We start from the raw sequence: 17,320 nt of genomic DNA, 5'->3' as shown, positions 1-17,320 counted from the left end.
CTTAAAAAATGGTTGTTGGCAGGCAAAATTTTTCAAAAAAAAAAACAACCACCTATTAAAAAAATTTTTTGTGGGGGGGGCACCCCCCCCGTGGCAACCCCCCCCAACACTCTTAGGTTGCTTGGGCTAAGCTAGTATTTTTACTCAGCTAAAACGGCAGCGAGCCATGCTTTACGAGCTTCGAGAGCTACATTGAGTTCCTTGAGCTTCTTATCATTTCCAGCTGCAGTAGCTTTCTCAATGTCCGACTCAAGCTCAGCGATGAGTGCTTCTAGCTGAGCCGCCATTCCGTTGCTACGTTCCTTCTTGTCCGGATCAGACTTACGCCACTGCTCAGATTCAGCATCGCGGATTGCACGCTCGATGTCGCGTAGGCGACCTTCGGTACGGGCAACATCTGCTCGAGGTACTCGACCGATAGCGTCCCAACGTTCGCCAATTGAACGGATTTGTTCCTTAGCGTGATCGATATCTCGGACTGGGACGAGCTTCTCAGCTTCCTCAAGTAACGCAAGTTTTGCCGTGAGATTAGCACCGAATTCTTCGTCTAGCGCCGAGTTGTGAGCCGATCGAGCGTCAAAGAAGGTCTGTTGCGCTAACCGGAAACGCTCCCAAAGGCGGTCATCTTCCTTTTTGATCGAGCGTCCAGCTGCTTTCCACTCATCCATGAGATCACGGAATCGGCCAGCAGTTGCACCCCAATCGGTGGAGGTTGCGAGAGTTTCAGCTTCGGCGATCAGTTCTTCTTTCCGGGCTACGATAACCTTCAAAGTGGCATCGCGCTCGGAGAAATATTGACGACGATGGCGATCAAACTGTGTACGTGCAGATGAGAAACGCTTCCACAAGCTTTCTTCGGTAGGCCGGTCAATCCGAGCACCGGTACGTTGCGAAGTTTTCCAAGCCTCGAGCAAATCGGTGAGCTCTTGGCGCGAGTTCTTCCAGTGCGTCCGAGCAGGGTCTTGGTTAGCGAGGGCTTCTGCTTTTTCAACGATTGCAGTGCGCTCTGCTAAGGCCTGCTCTTTCGCAGCGGCTCGTTCAGCGGCAACTTCTTGCTTGCGTTCTTCGGCAAGCTCATCGAGCTTAGCTGCTCGAGCAACTAACGAAGCCACATCGCCAACAACAGCAGGCTCAACTAATTGCTCATGTAGGGTCTTGAGTGACTGCCGGGCTTCTTCAGGGGAGATGTGTGAAATGCGCGTCTCAAGGAGGGCGACTTGGGCTTGGAGATCAAGGAAACGCCGGACATAAAGTTCCAACGCATCTTTTTCCGAGCCACCAGCAGCATATTGGCCAACAATTCGCTCGCTACCATCTGCTTCTTTAAGCCAGACGTTTCCTTCGTCATCAATACGACCGAAGGTAGCAGCATGGATCGCTTGTGCTTCATCTACTGGTGGAACAGGCGCGGTCGCTGGTTTCGGGTGAGCGATTGCGCGCGGTGTTGGGGTGGGATTCTTATCAGTCATGAGACCCTCCTTTAGACGGGGTAGACCGTTCTCGTTGTCATACGTAACTTTAGTTTACGCCTAGTCGGGGTCTTTTTGCTTGTGTTCCGGTACGGTTAAGATATGTTATTTTTGCGATACGACCAAACCTTCTTACAAGAGAACACTTACGTTTTAGCTGACGACGACGCACGGGTGGCGATCGTTGTCGATCCGGGTACAGGTAGCCATGTCTGGGTCAACGAGATGTTGACTGAACATGACCTCACACTTGGTGCTGTCCTCCTTACGCACGGGCATCCAGATCATGTCTGGGATAGCGCGAAAATTGCTGGTGACAAGCCGGTGTACATCGCGCAACCTGACTTGTACCGGATGGATAAACCAGATGCGCACCTGCCTGCCGATGCCGGCCGTAGTCTTGCCTTGGAACGTATGGGAGGACATTGGACGAAGCCGAAGAATATGCAGTTGTTGCCGGCAGAGATTTTCTCCCAGTCCGTTGAGCTTGTCCCCGGAATTCCGTTTCGAGCTGTTCCGGCACCGGGGCATACAGAAGGCTCTACGGTATTTCTGTGCGAAGGTCAAGTTACCAATGTGCCGTATTCAGTCATGATGCCAACGGGCCGTAACGAATCTTTCATGCTTGCTGGAGACGTGATTTTTAATGGCGGGATCGGCCGGACTGATATGCCGGGTGGGGACGAATATCTGATGGCGTCCACTCTGCGCTTCTTGGTACAGGTTATCCGCCCGGAGACATATATTTTCCCAGGTCATGGCCCACATACGATGATGTTCCATGAAACTCGGCATTCGCCGTTCTTGCACGCCGCGATGAGCTGAGAACATTTATCACAAACTCACTGTTAAATTCCATTTTCGTTATCATTTCGTGGGAGAATAATAGGTATGGCTAAAATTGCACCGTTATCTGGATTTCCGGAATGGCTCCCGGCTGGTCGGCTGGTCGAGCAAGAAGTATTAGACACCCTGCGTCGCACCTTCGAACTGCATGCATTTTCATCTATCGAAACTCGCGCAGTGGAGCCAGTAGAGCGTCTACTTTCTAAAGGGGAAACCTCGAAAGAGATTTATTTGTTACGTCGTCTCCAAGCCGGTGAAGGAAACGATAAGGATGAACTCGGCTTACACTTCGATTTAACTGTGCCACTTGCCCGGTACGTGCTAGAAAATGCCGGGCATCTGGACTTCCCATTCCGGCGTTACCAGATCCAAAAAGTGTGGCGTGGTGAACGTCCACAAGACGGTCGATTTAGAGAATTTATCCAGGCGGATGTCGACGTCGTCGGTCAAGATACGTTGGCCTTCCACCACGAAATCGAATTGCCACTAGTCATGGTTGATGCATTATCGAAGCTCCCTATTCCGCGGGTGCGTATCCACGCTTCGAATCGCAAAGTTGCGCAAGGATTCTATGAAGCGATCGGTATTGAAGACGTTGAGCAAACACTACGAATCGTTGACAAGCTAGACAAAGTTGGACCGGAGATCGTATCTGAGCTTTTGGCTCGGGACGTCAATGCCACTCCGGATCAGGCACGCTTGACCCTAGAACTAGCACAAATTCAAAGTGCCGACGCATCATTCGCAGATAAAATTGCGTCATTCGGACTTTCATCTGATTTGCTCGATGAAGGTCTGAACGAACTTGTCGCTCTAGTCGAAGGCGCTAATGCCTTGATCCCAGGTTCGGTTGTTGCAGATCTGAAGATCGCACGCGGCTTAGATTACTACACTGGATCAGTCTACGAATCAGTGATGGAAGGACATGAAGATCTAGGTTCGGTTTGTTCTGGTGGGCGTTACGATTCGCTCGTTTCGGACGGCAAGCGCACATTCCCGGGCGTTGGTCTATCTATTGGTGTTTCACGTATTTTGGCGCGAATTATTGGCAAAAACGTGGTCACTCCAAGTCGAAAAGTCCCTACTGCTGTGCTAGTTGCAGTCAATGATGAAACAGAGCGGTCGCATGCAGAGAAAACCGCATTTGAATTGCGGGCTCGGGGGATCGCTACCGAAGTTTCGCCGTCGTCGGCAAAATTCGGGAAGCAGATTCGGTATGCTGATCGTCGCGGTATTCCATTCGTATGGTTCTCAACTGAAGACGGTGAACAAGTAAAGGACATCCGTTCTGGGGAACAAGCTTCTGCAGATACCTCAACGTGGGAGCCACCAGCACAGGATCTTCGGCCGATTCTTAGAGCAGAGGAAAACTGACGATGGTAGATTCCACCGATCATTTCGAGGTCTCAGATAGTCTCAAAGCCGTGAGGGATGTATTGGAGACGGTAAAATTCCCGTTACCAACCACCCATGCTGAAGCGGGAAACGATCTATTAATAGATGCAATCCACCAGCTTGATGACTATCTGATTCCGCGGTATCGCAATATGGATGCACCCATATTGGCAGTGATCGGTGGTTCTACTGGTTCTGGTAAATCGACACTCATTAATTCCCTGGTTCGCGAACATGTTGCACCAGCGTCGGCTGTGCGTCCAACTACTCGCCAACCAATGCTGATGTTTAACCCCGCAGACGAACGCTGGTTTGACGATGACCGGATTCTGCCAGAGTTACAACGAGTGCATGGCACCACCGTTCACGAACAGGCCCAAAAACATATTTCGCTCCATGCTACGGAAACATTAGCTTCGGGGCTAGCCTTAATTGATTCGCCGGACATTGATTCTGTCGCGAAGGAAAATCGGGAGCTAGCGGCGCAACTCTTAGCCGCTGCCGATCTGTGGGTTTTTGTTACCACGGCAGCGCGTTATGCAGATGCTATTCCGTGGGCACTTTTGGACGAAGCAGCAGAGCGGAATATCGTTGTTGCGATTGTCCTTAACCGGGTGCCACGTGGCCAAGGTGCAGAAGTTAGGCCGGATTTGGTTCGTCGGCTGAACTCCCGTGGGCTGGGGAGCGCACCGCTTTTTGTCATATCGGAACAAGAGTTTGATGAGCTCGGTTTTATTCGCGACGACGACGTTGCCTCGTTACGTGATTGGCTCACTGCCCTTACTCGCGATTCAGCAGCGCGTTCCGCAGTAGTTCGTCAAACGTTATCGGGCGCGGTAGCTAACCTTACGCAATCGTTGTCAACTATCCATGATTCTTACCAAGAACAAATCGAAGCGCAAGATTCTTTGCAGTGGGATATTGACCATGCGTGCGAGGAGGCACTAAGCGGAATTGACCGGGCACTGCGGGACGGATTGTTGTTACGCGGTGAAGTTCTTGCACGCTGGCAGGATATTGTCGGTACTGGGACATGGACGCGGGTCCTAGAAGACGGCGTCAGTAGATTCCGGGATCGAGTAACAAACTGGTTCACGGGCCGTTCCAATGATAAAGAGGCTGTCGCGGCTATAGAAGAAGGTGTACAAACACTTCTCATTTCACAAAGTGAAGCCGCGATTTTGCGGATATCGACAGCTTGGCAACGTGTTGGATTGATAGATACACCGCAGATCAGCTATACAAGCGAACAACGTCAGGAAGAAGCAGCAACGATTGTGCGGCAGTGGCAAGAAGAACTGTATGATCTTATTTCTGCCGAAAGTAGCAGTAAAAAGACAACCGCTCGCTTCTTGGCGTTAGGGGTCAATGCCGTAGGCGTTGCACTCATGATCACAGTTTTCTCCGCAACTGCAGGACTAGCTGGGGGAGAAGTCGCGATTGCTGGAGGTACTGCTGTGGTGGCGCAGCGAGTACTGGAAGCAGTTTTTGGTGACGACGCTGTTCGTCGGATGACAAAGCAAGCAACTGCCTCCTTACACGAACGTGCTGCGTCATTTATTGAGGCAAATATAGAAGATTATCAGCGTGCCTTGCATGAGCTATCTCTGGATCCGACAATTGAGCGTTCCCTTGCTCAAGTAACTACTGAACTTCGCCATGTCCATAACAAAGAGAGGACATCATGAGTCTGTCAGTTAAATCTGGTGTAGAACTTCTAGCCGATATCGTTGATACGGTAGATCCGTATCTATCGCCAGATACCAGCGCATTGGCTCACGAGAACCTTGTGCGTATCAATGAGAGGCGTAATCTTTCTTCCGAGGTGACAGTTATCGCTTTCGCCGGACCTACTGGCGCCGGTAAATCTTCGATTGTCAATGCATTGATTAACGAAAAATTGTTGCCAGTAGCAGCGACTCGCCCAACAACCTCCCAGGCAACAGCTATCTCGGCTATGTCTGAGCATTCAGATGACGGACTCATTCAGTGGGTAGGGGCGACAAATCGTTATGAGCGGCCGCAGCTGCATGATGTTTTCAGCGCAAATGCTCCGTTCGTCCTTGTTGACTTACCTGATATTGATTCCACATCTGCCGAAAATCGGACCCTTGCTACTTCGATTATTAAGCGTGCAGATGTTGTGGTGTGGGTTGTTGATCCGCAAAAGTATGCTGACAGTGTTGTTCACGATGACTATTTAGCACAGCGAAGCGAACACTCCGGCACGATGCTCGTTGTACTGAACCAGGCAGACAAACTGGTGGCCAGCGAAAAGAGCGAGATCCTAAGCTCGCTAAAACAGATTCTAGATGCGCATAATGTGGTACCTGACGTTACGGTCGCTTCCGCACAAACTGGTATTGGCATAGCGGAGCTACGCGACAAGCTGTCACAGCTAGTAATGTCTAAGAAGACTTTTATTGATAAGTTAGCTGCTGATTTACGTGTGACCGGACAGTCCATTACGCAAGATTTTGAATCTCAAGGGGGACAACTTGACGATGTCCCACAACCTGACACAACTCCATTTGTTGATGCGGCGCTTCGAGCAGCAGGTGCACCGGTAGTTGCTCGCTTAGCTGGGGAGTCATATACTTTCCGTGCTAAAAAGGCTACTCGCTGGCCGGTTACCCGGTGGATTTCAATGCTGAACATGGATCCGCTTCAGCGATTCCGGCTTGGATCTGGAAAAGATGCGCAAAATCTTGCCCCAGTTACTGGCATCTCAAGATCGGACGTTGCTTTGCAACAAGCTGACAACGAGTATCACCGATACCTCGCTGCGGCTACTGCGCATATGCCACGACGGTGGGCCAATGACATCATGACCAGCTCGGTCAATCCGGTAACTGATATTGTCCGGCGTGCCGACTATGTCAGTTCACATACCGAACTTGAAAACAATCGTCGCCCTGCATGGTGGAGAATCGTCAATATCATCCAATGGTTACTGATGATTGGCGTCTTGACTGGGGTGGTATGGCTTATTGCTCGGGCTATTGCCGTGAATATGGGAATCTGGCTCGACCGGCCCCCGATGATAGGGATTCTTCCGTTACCGTTGGTTATGGTAGTGAGTGGTATTGCTTTAGGCTGGGTGCTTTCCCTGATGTCCAAAGTATTCATTCGCCGTGGCCAAGCTAAAACCGAACGCCGTATCCAATCTCGTCTATCCGCTGCTTTCCAGCAAGATCTTACCGAAGGACTATTGGAGCCGTTAGCTCAAGATATTGAGCAATATCGTAAAGTCGTACACGATTGCAAAGAACTCATGACTGTAAAGTCATGAAGGCATAGGAGAGGGGCCAAGCTGGTAGCTTGGCCCCTCTCCTTACAGTTTTTACTTCTTAGTAAGCATCATGGAATGACCGACGATCACTCTTCCAGCCACCCTTACGATGTTGCTTCTTGAATGAACCACGGCGATCCGGTTGGGACTGACGGCGTGATGAGCGTTCTTCACCGAACTTCCGATCAGCGCGGTATTTCCGCAAGCCAGCTTCGTCGTTGTCATCGAAAGACCGATGTCCACCACGAGGGCCAGAATCTACAGTGATATCCAAAGTACGGCCAGAAACACGTGCCTTAGCAATACGACCCATAGTTGCGCTATCAAGTTTATCGCTGACGTGGACTAGAGAGAACGAAGGGAAGATATCGATCTTGCCGAGTTGCGAGCCTCGCAGACCACCTTCGTTTGTCATCGCACCAACAATGGCACCTGGAGCCACTCCGTCACGGCGTCCCACTTCAACTCGATAGGTAGTACCAGGTTCGTCGAAGCCACCGTGATCTCGACGATCGCTACGTCGGCCACGATCGTCACGACGACCTCGATCATCGCGTCGTCCTCGACGGTCCCGACTATCGTCGTCGCCGGAGAAACCGACGGTTAGCTTATCAGGTTCGTCGCTGGATTGCGGACCTGGATCGCGAACACCAAGTGCCAGTAGCGAAGCTACTAAATCAGCTAGGCTGAGCAATTCCATGCCGTCACTTTGAGCGTCTTCTTGAGCTGCAATAAACTCAGCAATAATTTCATCGTAAACATGCAAACGTCCAACAGCATGGCGTTCAACCGCTGATGCCAACAACTTACGTGCACGCAAACCAGAAACCTCAGCAGGAGTCGGTAGCTCGACTTCCTTCATCCGGGTGTGAGTGACTTTTTCGATTCGACGCAGACGTTGCTTTTCCTTTGGTGTAACGAACGACAACGCAGTTCCTTCACGGCCAGCACGGCCAGTACGTCCAATCCGGTGTACATAGGTTTCGACTTCGCGCGGAATATCAAAATTAACCACAAGGCCAATACGTTCGACGTCGAGACCACGCGCAGCAACGTCAGTTGCAACGAGAACGTCAATAGAACCATGTCGTAAGCGGTCTACCAATTTTTCACGGTCTTTTTGTGCCACATCACCTGATAGCGCAGCTGCTTGAACACCACGCGTGGTTAGTTCAATCGCAAGGTCTTCAGCTGTTGCGCGTGTGCGCACAAAGACCAACGCTGCATCGGCTTCAGTTGTTGCTAAAACGCGTGCTAAGGCGCCGACTTTATGGCGTGACGGAACAACTGCGTAGGTTTGGGTAATCGTGTCAACTGTTGAGCTTGGAGATGATACCTGAACCTCAGCCGGGTTATTCAAATGCTTTTCTGCAACAAAGCGGATTTGCTTTGGCATAGTTGCAGAGAACAATGCGGAAATACGTTCTGCGGGTAAGTCAGAGGCAATCTTTTCAACGTCTTCGGCGAAACCCATGCGTAACATTTCATCCGCTTCATCCAAAACGAAATAACGAATTGTTGACAGGTCAAGCGCGCCGCGGTCAATCATGTCCATAACGCGTCCAGGGGTGCCGACAACAACTTGAGCGCCATCACGTAGAGCTCCTAGTTGCGGGCCGTAAGCTGAACCGCCGTAGACGGCGACGACGTCGAGACCGCCGGTTTGCGCAGCGAACGTCTCAATCGCATCTGCGCCTTGGAGTGCTAGTTCGCGAGTCGGAGCTAGTACGAGTGCTTGAACGTGGCGGTTATTTGCATCAACATGCGCAAGCATTGGAAGTGCAAAAGCAGCTGTTTTACCAGTGCCGGTTTGTGCGACACCAAGAACGTCACGGCCTTCGAGAAGAAGCGGAATGGCTTGCTCTTGAATAGCAGTAGGAGTGGTATACCCAAGATCGGTTACAGCCGAGAGTAAGTCTTCAGGTAGATTGAGATCAGCAAAAGTAGTGGCATTAGCCATGTAGAAATTCCAAACGTAGATCGGTTAAGCCCGCGGAAAATCCCCATGCAAACACTAGCGGGCCAGGCGCAAGACTTGCGCACCATCTACTCTAATGGTTCCGAGCTTGCCGTGGGCTAATGTCCGCGGTGATATCCCTTACCGTGTGTTATCCCACGTTGTCAGCGGGCTGGATGCGATTGGTAAGAGCAACAGCGCCAAAAAGTATGATGATGATCAGTAAGATCGGGATACCGTAGCTGAAGGTACCTAAGCCAGCGGACAGAGCATACGCAATACCAGCTAATCCGATCAAGAATGCGGCTCCTAGGGTGTCAGCAATTTGCAGTGCAGCGGAGACTTCTCCATGGCGTTGGAGCGGAGTCAGTGCAAGAGCATGAACGGTAAGTGCTGGGTAGAGGTAACCAAGCCCGAAACCGGCGATGAACCATCCGATAAGCACGACAATTCCCGTGACTGAAGGTAAAACAGCAGGGAAGACAATTAGCGTGCCGATGAGCTGCATAGCAACACCGATGTATGGAATACGATTACGTCGTCGTTCATCCGTGATTCGGCCTTGTAACTGTGAGGCGAGAGCCCACGAGACTGCTGACATCGTTAGAACAAAACCAGCGCGAGTTGCAGACCAGCCGTGAATCTCTTTCAAAATCAGTGGAAGATAGATCTCCACTGCCATTAAACAGCCGTTTGCAGTGCCGCGTAAGAGAACAGTTGACGGAACTCCGCGGCGGGCTCGGAATGTTCCTTCCGGCAGTAGCAGTGGAGCGAAAACTGTTACTAGGATGATTCCAATTGCCAAAAGAGCCAATGTTTTGAGATCTGGTTGTCCTTTGTTGGAAGAAGCCACCAAGAGCGCTGCAATACCGACACTGGCTCCCGAAGCAAGGTAGAAAACATTTAGTGCACGGATAGGTTGGCGATTTTTGTGCGCCGGCAACTCTTTAAACTTGGTCCAAGCCAGCGGCATGATAAAGAAGAAAACAATTGGGGTAAAACCAAACACCCAACGCCATGAGAGATATTCAACTAACAAGCCAGCTAGGAAAGGTCCAACAAGAGCCGGAATGACCCACGCGGTAGCGAAGGCCGCGAAGTAGCGAGGCTGTCGTTCTTTAGAGATAAAATTACCGACTAATACATATAGCGGAACAACTAACAGTCCAGAGCCAAAGCCTTGTAGTGCTCTGCCTACAACGATCATTTCAATATTCGGGGCTAGGGCGGCTATGGTGAGTCCGACCAGCGCTAGAGTAGCACCAGTAAAGAAAGACGGTTTAGGGCCGCGGGCATCAACCCAAGGCCCAGCAAGCGCTGTTGTCATTAGTTGAGCGGCAAACACAATGCCAGCCGCTAAAGCGTACAGATGTTTTCCTCCTAGAATCTCCACAATATATGGCATCGCAGTCGTAGCTGCCATTGTCTGGAAAGCTGCCAGCGAAATAAACACAATCGCAAGAATCAGGATCCATCGCTCGAGATTGCGAGAAACAGGCACTTCATTATTTTCCATCGGTACACTCGTCATAGCTTTCATCTTGGCACACCTTCATCGCAGATAGGTGGAGCACTGGCTAAGTTAAACGTGATTTATGCCAAGTCGTAGCTTGTAAAATCGTGATATAAACCCCGTAGATTGTCCAACTAATGGATAGGTAATCAGGAGTAAAGTAGAAACCGTGCGCATCGCCCGTCTCGTGATGCGCTGTAGTCCGCTCGTCTCGCGGATGAAAGTTATTGAATAGAGAAATGAGGATTGCGTGTTACGCACTCGTATGGCAGGTTCCCTGCGAAAAGAAGATATCGGATCGACAGTTACGCTAACCGGTTGGGTTGATCGTCGTCGTGACCACGGTGGTATCGCATTTATCGATTTGCGCGATGCTTCGGGTATTGCTCAGGTGACGATCCGTGCGGAGGTCGCGCACGAATTGCGCTCCGAGTACGTCTTGAAAGTTACTGGTACGGTCATTGCTCGTCCGGAGGGGAATGCTAATGCAGCTATCCCGACAGGCGATATTGAAGTCGAAGCAACTGAGGTAGAGGTGCTTAATCCGTCAGCTCCGCTACCATTCCAAGTATCTGATGCGGCAGAAGACGCTGGCTCAGTTAATGAAGAAACTCGACTCAAGTATCGTTATTTGGACCTTCGTCGTTCTTATGAGCAGCACGCAATCCGGTTGCGCGCTAAGGTATCGCAGGCGGCACGCCGAGTGCTTGACGAGCATGACTTCGTTGAGATTGAAACCCCGACTCTGATCCGTTCCACGCCAGAAGGCGCTCGTGACTTTATTGTACCCGCACGGTTGGCACCTGGCTCATGGTATGCACTACCACAGTCGCCTCAGCTATTTAAACAGCTTCTTATGGTTGCAGGTATGGAGCGTTACTACCAGATTGCTCGTTGCTACCGAGATGAAGATTTCCGTGCTGATCGCCAACCAGAGTTCACTCAGCTCGACGTCGAAATGAGCTTTGTTGAGCAAGAAGATGTTATGGCTGTGGCAGAAGATGTTCTTCGCGAGATTTGGGGTCTGATTGGCTACAAGCTGGAAACCCCGATCCCACACATGACATACAAAGATGCCATGGAGAACTACGGTTCGGACAAGCCAGATTTGCGGTTCGGTCAAAAGCTGATCGATCTAACGGACTACTTTAAGGACACGCCATTCCGTGTTTTCCAGAACGAGTATGTTGGGGCTGTTGTAATGCCTGGTGGGGCTTCTCAACCACGACGTACTTTTGACAAGTGGCAAGAGTGGGCGAAAGCTCGCGGTGCTAAAGGTCTTGCGTACGTCACAATTGCCGACGACGGTACTGTCGGCGGTCCGGTTGCTAAAAATATTTCCGATGCAGAACGTGCGGGATTGCTGGAAGCTACCGGCGCTGGTAACGGAGATTGTATTTTCTTTGCCGCGGGAGAACCGGGCGCATCACGTGAGTTGCTAGGCGCAGCACGTTTGGAAATTGGTAAGCGTTGTGGTCTTATTAACGATGACGATTGGGCTTTTGTCTGGGTTGTCGACGCGCCTTTGTTCAAGAGTACAAAGGCGGCTGAAGCAGAAGGCGATGTCGCCGTAGCCGACGGCGCATGGACTGCTGTCCACCATGCCTTCACTTCTCCAAAACCTGAGTGGCTGGATAAGTTCGACGAAGATCCGGGTCACGCTCTTGCGTACGCCTATGACATTGTCTGCAACGGCAACGAAATTGGTGGCGGTTCAATCCGTATCCATCGTCGGGATGTCCAAGAGCGTGTGTTTAAGGTGATGGGCCTGAACGCAGAGCAAGCACAAGAGAAATTCGGATTCTTGCTTGATGCATTCAAGTTCGGTGCGCCACCGCATGGTGGAATTGCTTTTGGGTGGGACCGTATCGTTTCTTTGCTAACTAAAGCACCTTCGATTCGTGACGTCATAGCCTTCCCGAAGATTGGCAACGGTTGGGACCCGATGACTGATGCTCCAGCTCCAATTACGATGCAACAACGTAAAGAGGCCGGTGTGGACGCTAAGCCAAAGAAGAAGGAAGAGACAGAGAAATCTACTCCGATGGCGAAAGCTGAAACAAAGTAGTAGCATTTTCAATTACTAGTGTGTGGTGTATCGGAAATGATGCACCACACACTAGAGTCAAGTTGATGTCGAGGTAAATGATGACGAAAAAACGGTTGGCTCTCTTCGGAACTTTAGGTCTAAGTGGCGTTATTTTGATAGCCATAGTTACCTATGTAAGCTATTTTGCAATATCAGGCAGAGCGCTACCTCAAACACACATCGGCGATCTTAACGTCGGCGGTATGAGCAAATCGGAAATCGAGTCCAAGCTAACATCTAATGTACGCACTATTTCTGCAAAAATTGGCGGTCAGGGTGTTAACGATGTAACTGCGAATTTAGCTACCCTGGGCGCGTCGTTGGACGTTTCAAAAACTACCTCTGCTGCATTAACTAAGCATCGTTCTGTCGGGGATTATTTGACATCGGTATTTACGAAGCCGTCTGTGGACCCTGTACTAGCGTTCGTAGATGTTGAGAAAATTGAAAAGTTTGCTCGCTCTTTAACCGAAGGTCAAGAATCAATTACTCCTCCAACGGATCCGCATGTTGAACTTAAAGATGATACCTTCGTCGTCGTTCCTGGAACAGATGGACAGGGAGTTCCAGCAAAAGAAGTCAAGCGTGTTGCCAATGTACTTGCGCATGCCCAGAAAACTATCTCAGTTAAAGTTAAGACCGTAGATCTTCCAGCTAAAGATCCGAGTGAAGAACTTAAACAAATTGCAAAAACAGCTAACGATATTGTCGCAACTGAAGTAACACTCGTAGTAGGGAATGAGACTTTAGTGGCAGACGCCGTTACCAAGGCATCGTGGATTAAAGTCGTCGACGGCGAGCCTGAGATTGACCGAGAGACAGTATCAAAATGGGTCACCGAATCGTCTAAACCGCTAGAAGCTGAGGCTGTAGTCGGTATGCGCTATAAGAGTGCATCAGGTGAAATCCTTAAAGTAAAAACGGAGCCTCACGGCAAAAAGACTGTTACAAATATCGACGATATAGTCCAGCAAATTGCCACCAATTTTATCGCAAGTCAGCCAACAGCTGCAGTCACTGAAGTGACTGAGGGTGAGAAAACTTGGGAAGAAAAAGTTGTCGCTGCGGGAGCTGAGAATCTTCCATATCTTGCTGCTGAAGGCGAAAAATGGATTGATGTCAACTTATCAAACTTCAGTGCAATAGGATACGAAGGTGCTACGCAAGTACGTGGCCCAGCACTTTTTGTTCCAGGATCAACTAATACTCCTACAGTCACTGGTGAATTCAAAGTTTGGCATAAGGTTGCACAACAAAATATGACTGGTCGGAACCTTGACGGAAGTACTTACCATGTCCCTAATGTCCCATGGGTTATGTATTTCCATGGTGACTATGCGATCCATGGGGCGCCCTGGTTTAGTAGTTTTGGTTATCATGCTGGAGACCATGGTTCCCACGGATGTCTGAATATGTCAGTTGATGATGCGCACACACTCTTCGATTGGGCTCCCATAGGGACGGTCGTCCTCTCGCATTACTAATACGCATTTGCGACGATGATGTTTCGAGGTAGTGGCGTCAACACTCCTATGTGGCAATTGTGTGTTCGCCACGAGTGGGGCGATGAAAAGCCATTATATACATATGAAGATGAAAGATGCGCTGTCCTATACGGGCCGAATCGTGGAAAACTGAGTTTAGCCATTTATGGCGAGATTGATCAATCGATCAAACAGCTAGAAATAGTTCGTAGCTCATTCCCTCGGCCGGAGTGGACGTTGATGTCGACGAGCCTTTATGTTGCTTTAACTGACGACATGAAGGACTATTTTGGGCCGTCTTTTGGCTGGGGCTGGGATTTTTATTATGCAGAATCAGAGCTTTTTCCGGTGCCGGGTGCCCAACGAGTAGAGCATCTTCCTCACGGCTCGTTAGAACTAGCAGCGATGTCTTCTCAGATTCGAGCTGTGTTATACGAGTCGAATCCGTTGAGCGAAGCGCACAGTTTCTTTGAATCGTTATCATGGTTCATTCTGCGAGAAAATGACACCATTGTGGCTGTTGTTGGCTATGATACTTTTGCGAAGCACGCCTATCTACACGGTCTAGGGACGAAACCTGCGTATCGTGGTAAAGGCTATGCTGCTGCGATAATGGTGGGAGCAATCAATCAGCTTTTATCCAGCTTAGAAACAGTGCAATTTACCATGTGGGCGTGGAATAACCCCGCACGTAAGCTATATGAACGCATTGGAATGACTCACGGCGCCTCATTGATTCATGGACGCCGTGAACCTTTTGTAGAATTAGGTTAGTGCTTTATTCCAAACCGCTTGTGTAGTTTTCTTAGCGGGCGCGGCGCCCACCAGTTCCATTTACCGAGGATTGTCATCGTTGCTGGAACCAATAGTAAACGCACGATCGTTGCGTCAACTATCACGATAATTGCCAGAACCACTCCGATTTGTTTTACCGCAATTAGGTCTCCGAAAACGAATCCGATAAAGACTGCAACAATAATTGCTGCTGCGGAGGTAATTATTCGGCCTGAACGCTGCAATCCATGTTCAACAGCTAAGTCGTTGGATTCGCCGTCGTCCCAAAATTCTTTGATTCTCGCCAGTAGAAAGACCTCATAATCCATAGCTAAACCAAAACCAAATGCGATCGCGGATGCTACTACAAAAGTTTCAAGTCCGTTGGTTTGGGGGAGGCCCAAGTATCCATTATTAAATAGGAAGGCTCCGCCTCCTAGCCCCGCGAGAAGCGATAGGCCATTGATAATTAGTGCTGTGAATGGTGCTACAACAGATCCAGTCATAAAGAAGAGCAAGACGATTACTGCCAAAGCGACGATGCCCAATGCCAACGGGGCATCAACTCTATTAGATGCGTTGAAGTCCATTTGGAGCGCGGCCGCACCACCAACGTAGTGCGGGTAACTGGTATCGAGGTCACGTATTTGTTGTACTACCTTGGTAACTGCTGGTCCTACAGGATCGGCTGAATCGACATTGAAATTGATAAGTACTCCGTCGTCGATAACTTGAGGGGAATGTACCTGGGTAACTCCGGGAATTGTTTCGATCTGTTTCACGAATGGTAGTGCTGATTTTTCGTCTGTTTCTGCAAGAATGGTGCCAGACGGGGTAGCAAAGTCGGGGAAGTCGCGTTCAATAACTGCTGAGACCTCTTTTTCACGTGAGTCACTTGGAAGATACTCGATGAAATTCGACCGCAATGAAACAGTGAAAATTGGTGCGGCTACCACTGCCAGAATCACCAGTGTTGTGACCATTACTGGCCACGGATAACGATGAACCCATCGGGCAAGCGCCGAAAAAGCGCCACGATCGGACGCTGAATCTCCAACGAGTTTAAAAAGTGACCGCATGACCGGTACCTGTGAAAGTTTTGCCGGTAGAGCAAGTTTTTTACCCGACACCACAATCAATGCAGGGACGAGCGTTACTGCGGTTGTAACTGCGAGTATCGTAACTATTACTCCGCCGATAGCGATCATACGCAGCATAGGGGCATTCATAACCATAAGTCCGCTTATGGCAAATGCGATGGTAAGTGCAGAAAAAGCTACAGTACGTCCTGCCGAGGCAATTGTTGTTTGAACTGCTTCAATAACGTGCTCTTGCAACAAGGGATCTTCTGAACTGGTAACTCTTTTGGCGATCTCTTCTCGGTAGCGGGACACGATTAGCAGACCATAATCAATAGAGAGAGCGAGTCCAATAAGGGAAACTATGTTGAGAATAAAATTGTCAACATTCGTTATAAAGGTTAGACCCCAGACCATGCCCAAACCAATGGCTATGGACACTAGTGCAGAACCAAGCGGAAGACCAGCAGCAATAATACCGCCAAAAACTATGATTAGTAGGATAAGCGCGATTGGCAGACCAACTATTTCTCCAGTGACGAGATCTTCTGCAGTTTGTTCCAAGATGACATCTTTGGCTAAAGTCATCGAAAGCGCTCCGGCTTTTGCATCAGGGTGATGTGTACGAAGCCCGGTTTGCAAATCAGTTACTGATTTATCGACGTCGGCTACAGTGTCTGGATAGTGTCCGGGAGCTAGCTGAACAACCGCAACGAAGTTCTGTCCATTTTTGAAGGAATCGGATGGATTTTGCAATGCTGCCATCCGTTGTTTGGCTTCGGTAGTAACTTTCTCAGAGATTTTTGTCCGTGCTTGATCTGTAGCTTGGGAAATAATAGCTTCTCGAGCTTGGCGTTCAGCCTGTTCACCACCGAACGCACGCGCCTGAGATAGCACATCGCGTGACGATTCAAGTGCTGCCGCTACGGCTGCATCGATCAATGTTTGGTTATTTGCAATGCTTTCTTCCACTGCAGACTTGAGCTGTTTGTCGAGCTCAGCAACAAATTGATTATTAACGTTGATAGGGTCGTTAACACTGGTGACATGGGGGAGATCTAGAACGCCAGCGCGAAAATCTGCTAGTTCGGACTCTGCTTCCTCAGCTGAAACGTTCTCTACGAGGACAACGATATTCTCGCCTTGTCCCGCTGCGCCAGCAACTTCGAGTACTTTGTCTGATTCAGAGCCTGGGATCATGGATTCTGATGAATTCATTCGGGCTAACAGGTTACCTTGTCCGAATCCTAACAACGCTCCAAATGCCCCAACTAATGCGAGAATGACCCACAGTGCGATAACTGTTTTTGGCCTATAAGAAACTTTTTGACCCAACCACGTAAACATACTTTTATTGTGGCACAAATTACGTTTAGCTGGTGGTTTCTTCCTAGCTTTATGCTAATGACGAATTGTTTATTT

11 protein-coding genes are annotated in these 17,320 nt (G+C 49.6%); 7 read left to right on the top strand and 4 right to left on the bottom strand.

Annotated elements, in window-relative coordinates:
* Positions 1–140 precede the first annotated feature (140 nt).
* On the bottom strand, positions 141–1,469 hold the full coding sequence (locus KSO86_RS07430; protein WP_216379284.1) for a DUF349 domain-containing protein: 1,329 nt from the start codon (positions 1,467–1,469) through the stop codon (positions 141–143).
* Between the two features lie 102 nt (positions 1,470–1,571).
* On the opposite strand from KSO86_RS07430, the gene KSO86_RS07425 reads away from it, so the two are divergent.
* From KSO86_RS07425 to KSO86_RS07410, 4 genes are all read left to right on the top strand, one after another.
* Entirely contained in the window at positions 1,572–2,294 is a 723-nt protein-coding gene (locus KSO86_RS07425; protein ID WP_216379285.1) for an MBL fold metallo-hydrolase, read from the top strand.
* A gap of 66 nt (positions 2,295–2,360) precedes the next feature.
* Entirely contained in the window at positions 2,361–3,689 is a 1,329-nt protein-coding gene (gene hisS, locus KSO86_RS07420; protein ID WP_216379286.1) for a histidine--tRNA ligase, read from the top strand.
* 50 nt (positions 3,690–3,739) lie between these two features.
* Positions 3,740–5,398, top strand: coding sequence for a GTPase domain-containing protein (locus KSO86_RS07415; protein WP_216379287.1), 1,659 nt, complete (start codon positions 3,740–3,742; stop codon positions 5,396–5,398).
* Positions 5,395–7,002 (top strand): GTPase, encoded by a 1,608-nt coding sequence (locus KSO86_RS07410; protein ID WP_216379288.1) that lies wholly within the window; start codon positions 5,395–5,397, stop codon positions 7,000–7,002. The genes KSO86_RS07415 and KSO86_RS07410 overlap by 4 nt, the downstream gene beginning before the upstream one ends.
* Before the next feature lie 58 nt (positions 7,003–7,060).
* On the opposite strand, the gene KSO86_RS07405 is transcribed toward KSO86_RS07410, so the two are convergent.
* Entirely contained in the window at positions 7,061–8,962 is a 1,902-nt protein-coding gene (locus tag KSO86_RS07405; RefSeq protein WP_216379289.1) for a DEAD/DEAH box helicase, read from the bottom strand.
* 148 nt (positions 8,963–9,110) lie between these two features.
* Entirely contained in the window at positions 9,111–10,499 is a 1,389-nt protein-coding gene (locus tag KSO86_RS07400; protein WP_216379290.1) for an MFS transporter, read from the bottom strand.
* A 223-nt stretch (positions 10,500–10,722) separates the two neighbouring features.
* On the opposite strand from KSO86_RS07400, the gene aspS reads away from it, so the two are divergent.
* The 3 genes from aspS to KSO86_RS07385 all read left to right on the top strand — a co-directional run bounded on the left by aspS (position 10,723) and on the right by KSO86_RS07385 (position 14,819).
* Positions 10,723–12,540 (top strand): aspartate--tRNA ligase, encoded by a 1,818-nt coding sequence (gene aspS / locus KSO86_RS07395; protein ID WP_216379291.1) that lies wholly within the window; start codon positions 10,723–10,725, stop codon positions 12,538–12,540.
* Positions 12,541–12,617: 77 nt separating this feature from the next.
* Complete coding sequence (locus tag KSO86_RS07390; RefSeq protein ID WP_216432015.1) at positions 12,618–14,045, top strand: L,D-transpeptidase family protein; 1,428 nt, start codon at positions 12,618–12,620, stop codon at positions 14,043–14,045.
* A gap of 48 nt (positions 14,046–14,093) precedes the next feature.
* Positions 14,094–14,819, top strand: a complete 726-nt coding sequence (locus KSO86_RS07385) for a GNAT family N-acetyltransferase (RefSeq protein ID WP_216379293.1) — start codon at positions 14,094–14,096, stop codon at positions 14,817–14,819.
* On the opposite strand, the gene KSO86_RS07380 is transcribed toward KSO86_RS07385, so the two are convergent.
* Positions 14,816–17,245, bottom strand: coding sequence for an MMPL family transporter (locus KSO86_RS07380; RefSeq protein WP_216379294.1), 2,430 nt, complete (start codon positions 17,243–17,245; stop codon positions 14,816–14,818). The two genes, KSO86_RS07385 and KSO86_RS07380, sit on opposite strands and share 4 nt — an antisense overlap.
* Positions 17,246–17,320 lie beyond the last annotated feature (75 nt).

This window comes from Arcanobacterium phocae, from assembly GCF_018913465.1.
GTDB lineage: Bacteria > Actinomycetota > Actinomycetes > Actinomycetales > Actinomycetaceae > Arcanobacterium > Arcanobacterium phocae_A.
This window is presented reverse-complemented; position numbering and strand designations above follow the sequence as displayed.

Bases quoted from the DNA above. Each gene is read 5' to 3' on its own strand.
- KSO86_RS07430 (WP_216379284.1), bottom strand. From the start codon at position 1,469: ATGACTGATAAGAATCCCACCCCAACACCGCGCGCAATCGCTCACCCG.
- KSO86_RS07425 (WP_216379285.1), top strand. From the start codon at position 1,572: ATGTTATTTTTGCGATACGACCAAACCTTCTTACAAGAGAACACTTAC.
- hisS (WP_216379286.1), top strand. From the start codon at position 2,361: ATGGCTAAAATTGCACCGTTATCTGGATTTCCGGAATGGCTCCCGGCT.
- KSO86_RS07410 (WP_216379288.1), top strand. From the start codon at position 5,395: ATGAGTCTGTCAGTTAAATCTGGTGTAGAACTTCTAGCCGATATCGTT.
- KSO86_RS07405 (WP_216379289.1), bottom strand. From the start codon at position 8,962: ATGGCTAATGCCACTACTTTTGCTGATCTCAATCTACCTGAAGACTTA.
- KSO86_RS07400 (WP_216379290.1), bottom strand. From the start codon at position 10,499: ATGAAAGCTATGACGAGTGTACCGATGGAAAATAATGAAGTGCCTGTT.
- KSO86_RS07390 (WP_216432015.1), top strand. From the start codon at position 12,618: ATGATGACGAAAAAACGGTTGGCTCTCTTCGGAACTTTAGGTCTAAGT.
- KSO86_RS07385 (WP_216379293.1), top strand. From the start codon at position 14,094: ATGTGGCAATTGTGTGTTCGCCACGAGTGGGGCGATGAAAAGCCATTA.
- KSO86_RS07380 (WP_216379294.1), bottom strand. From the start codon at position 17,245: ATGTTTACGTGGTTGGGTCAAAAAGTTTCTTATAGGCCAAAAACAGTT.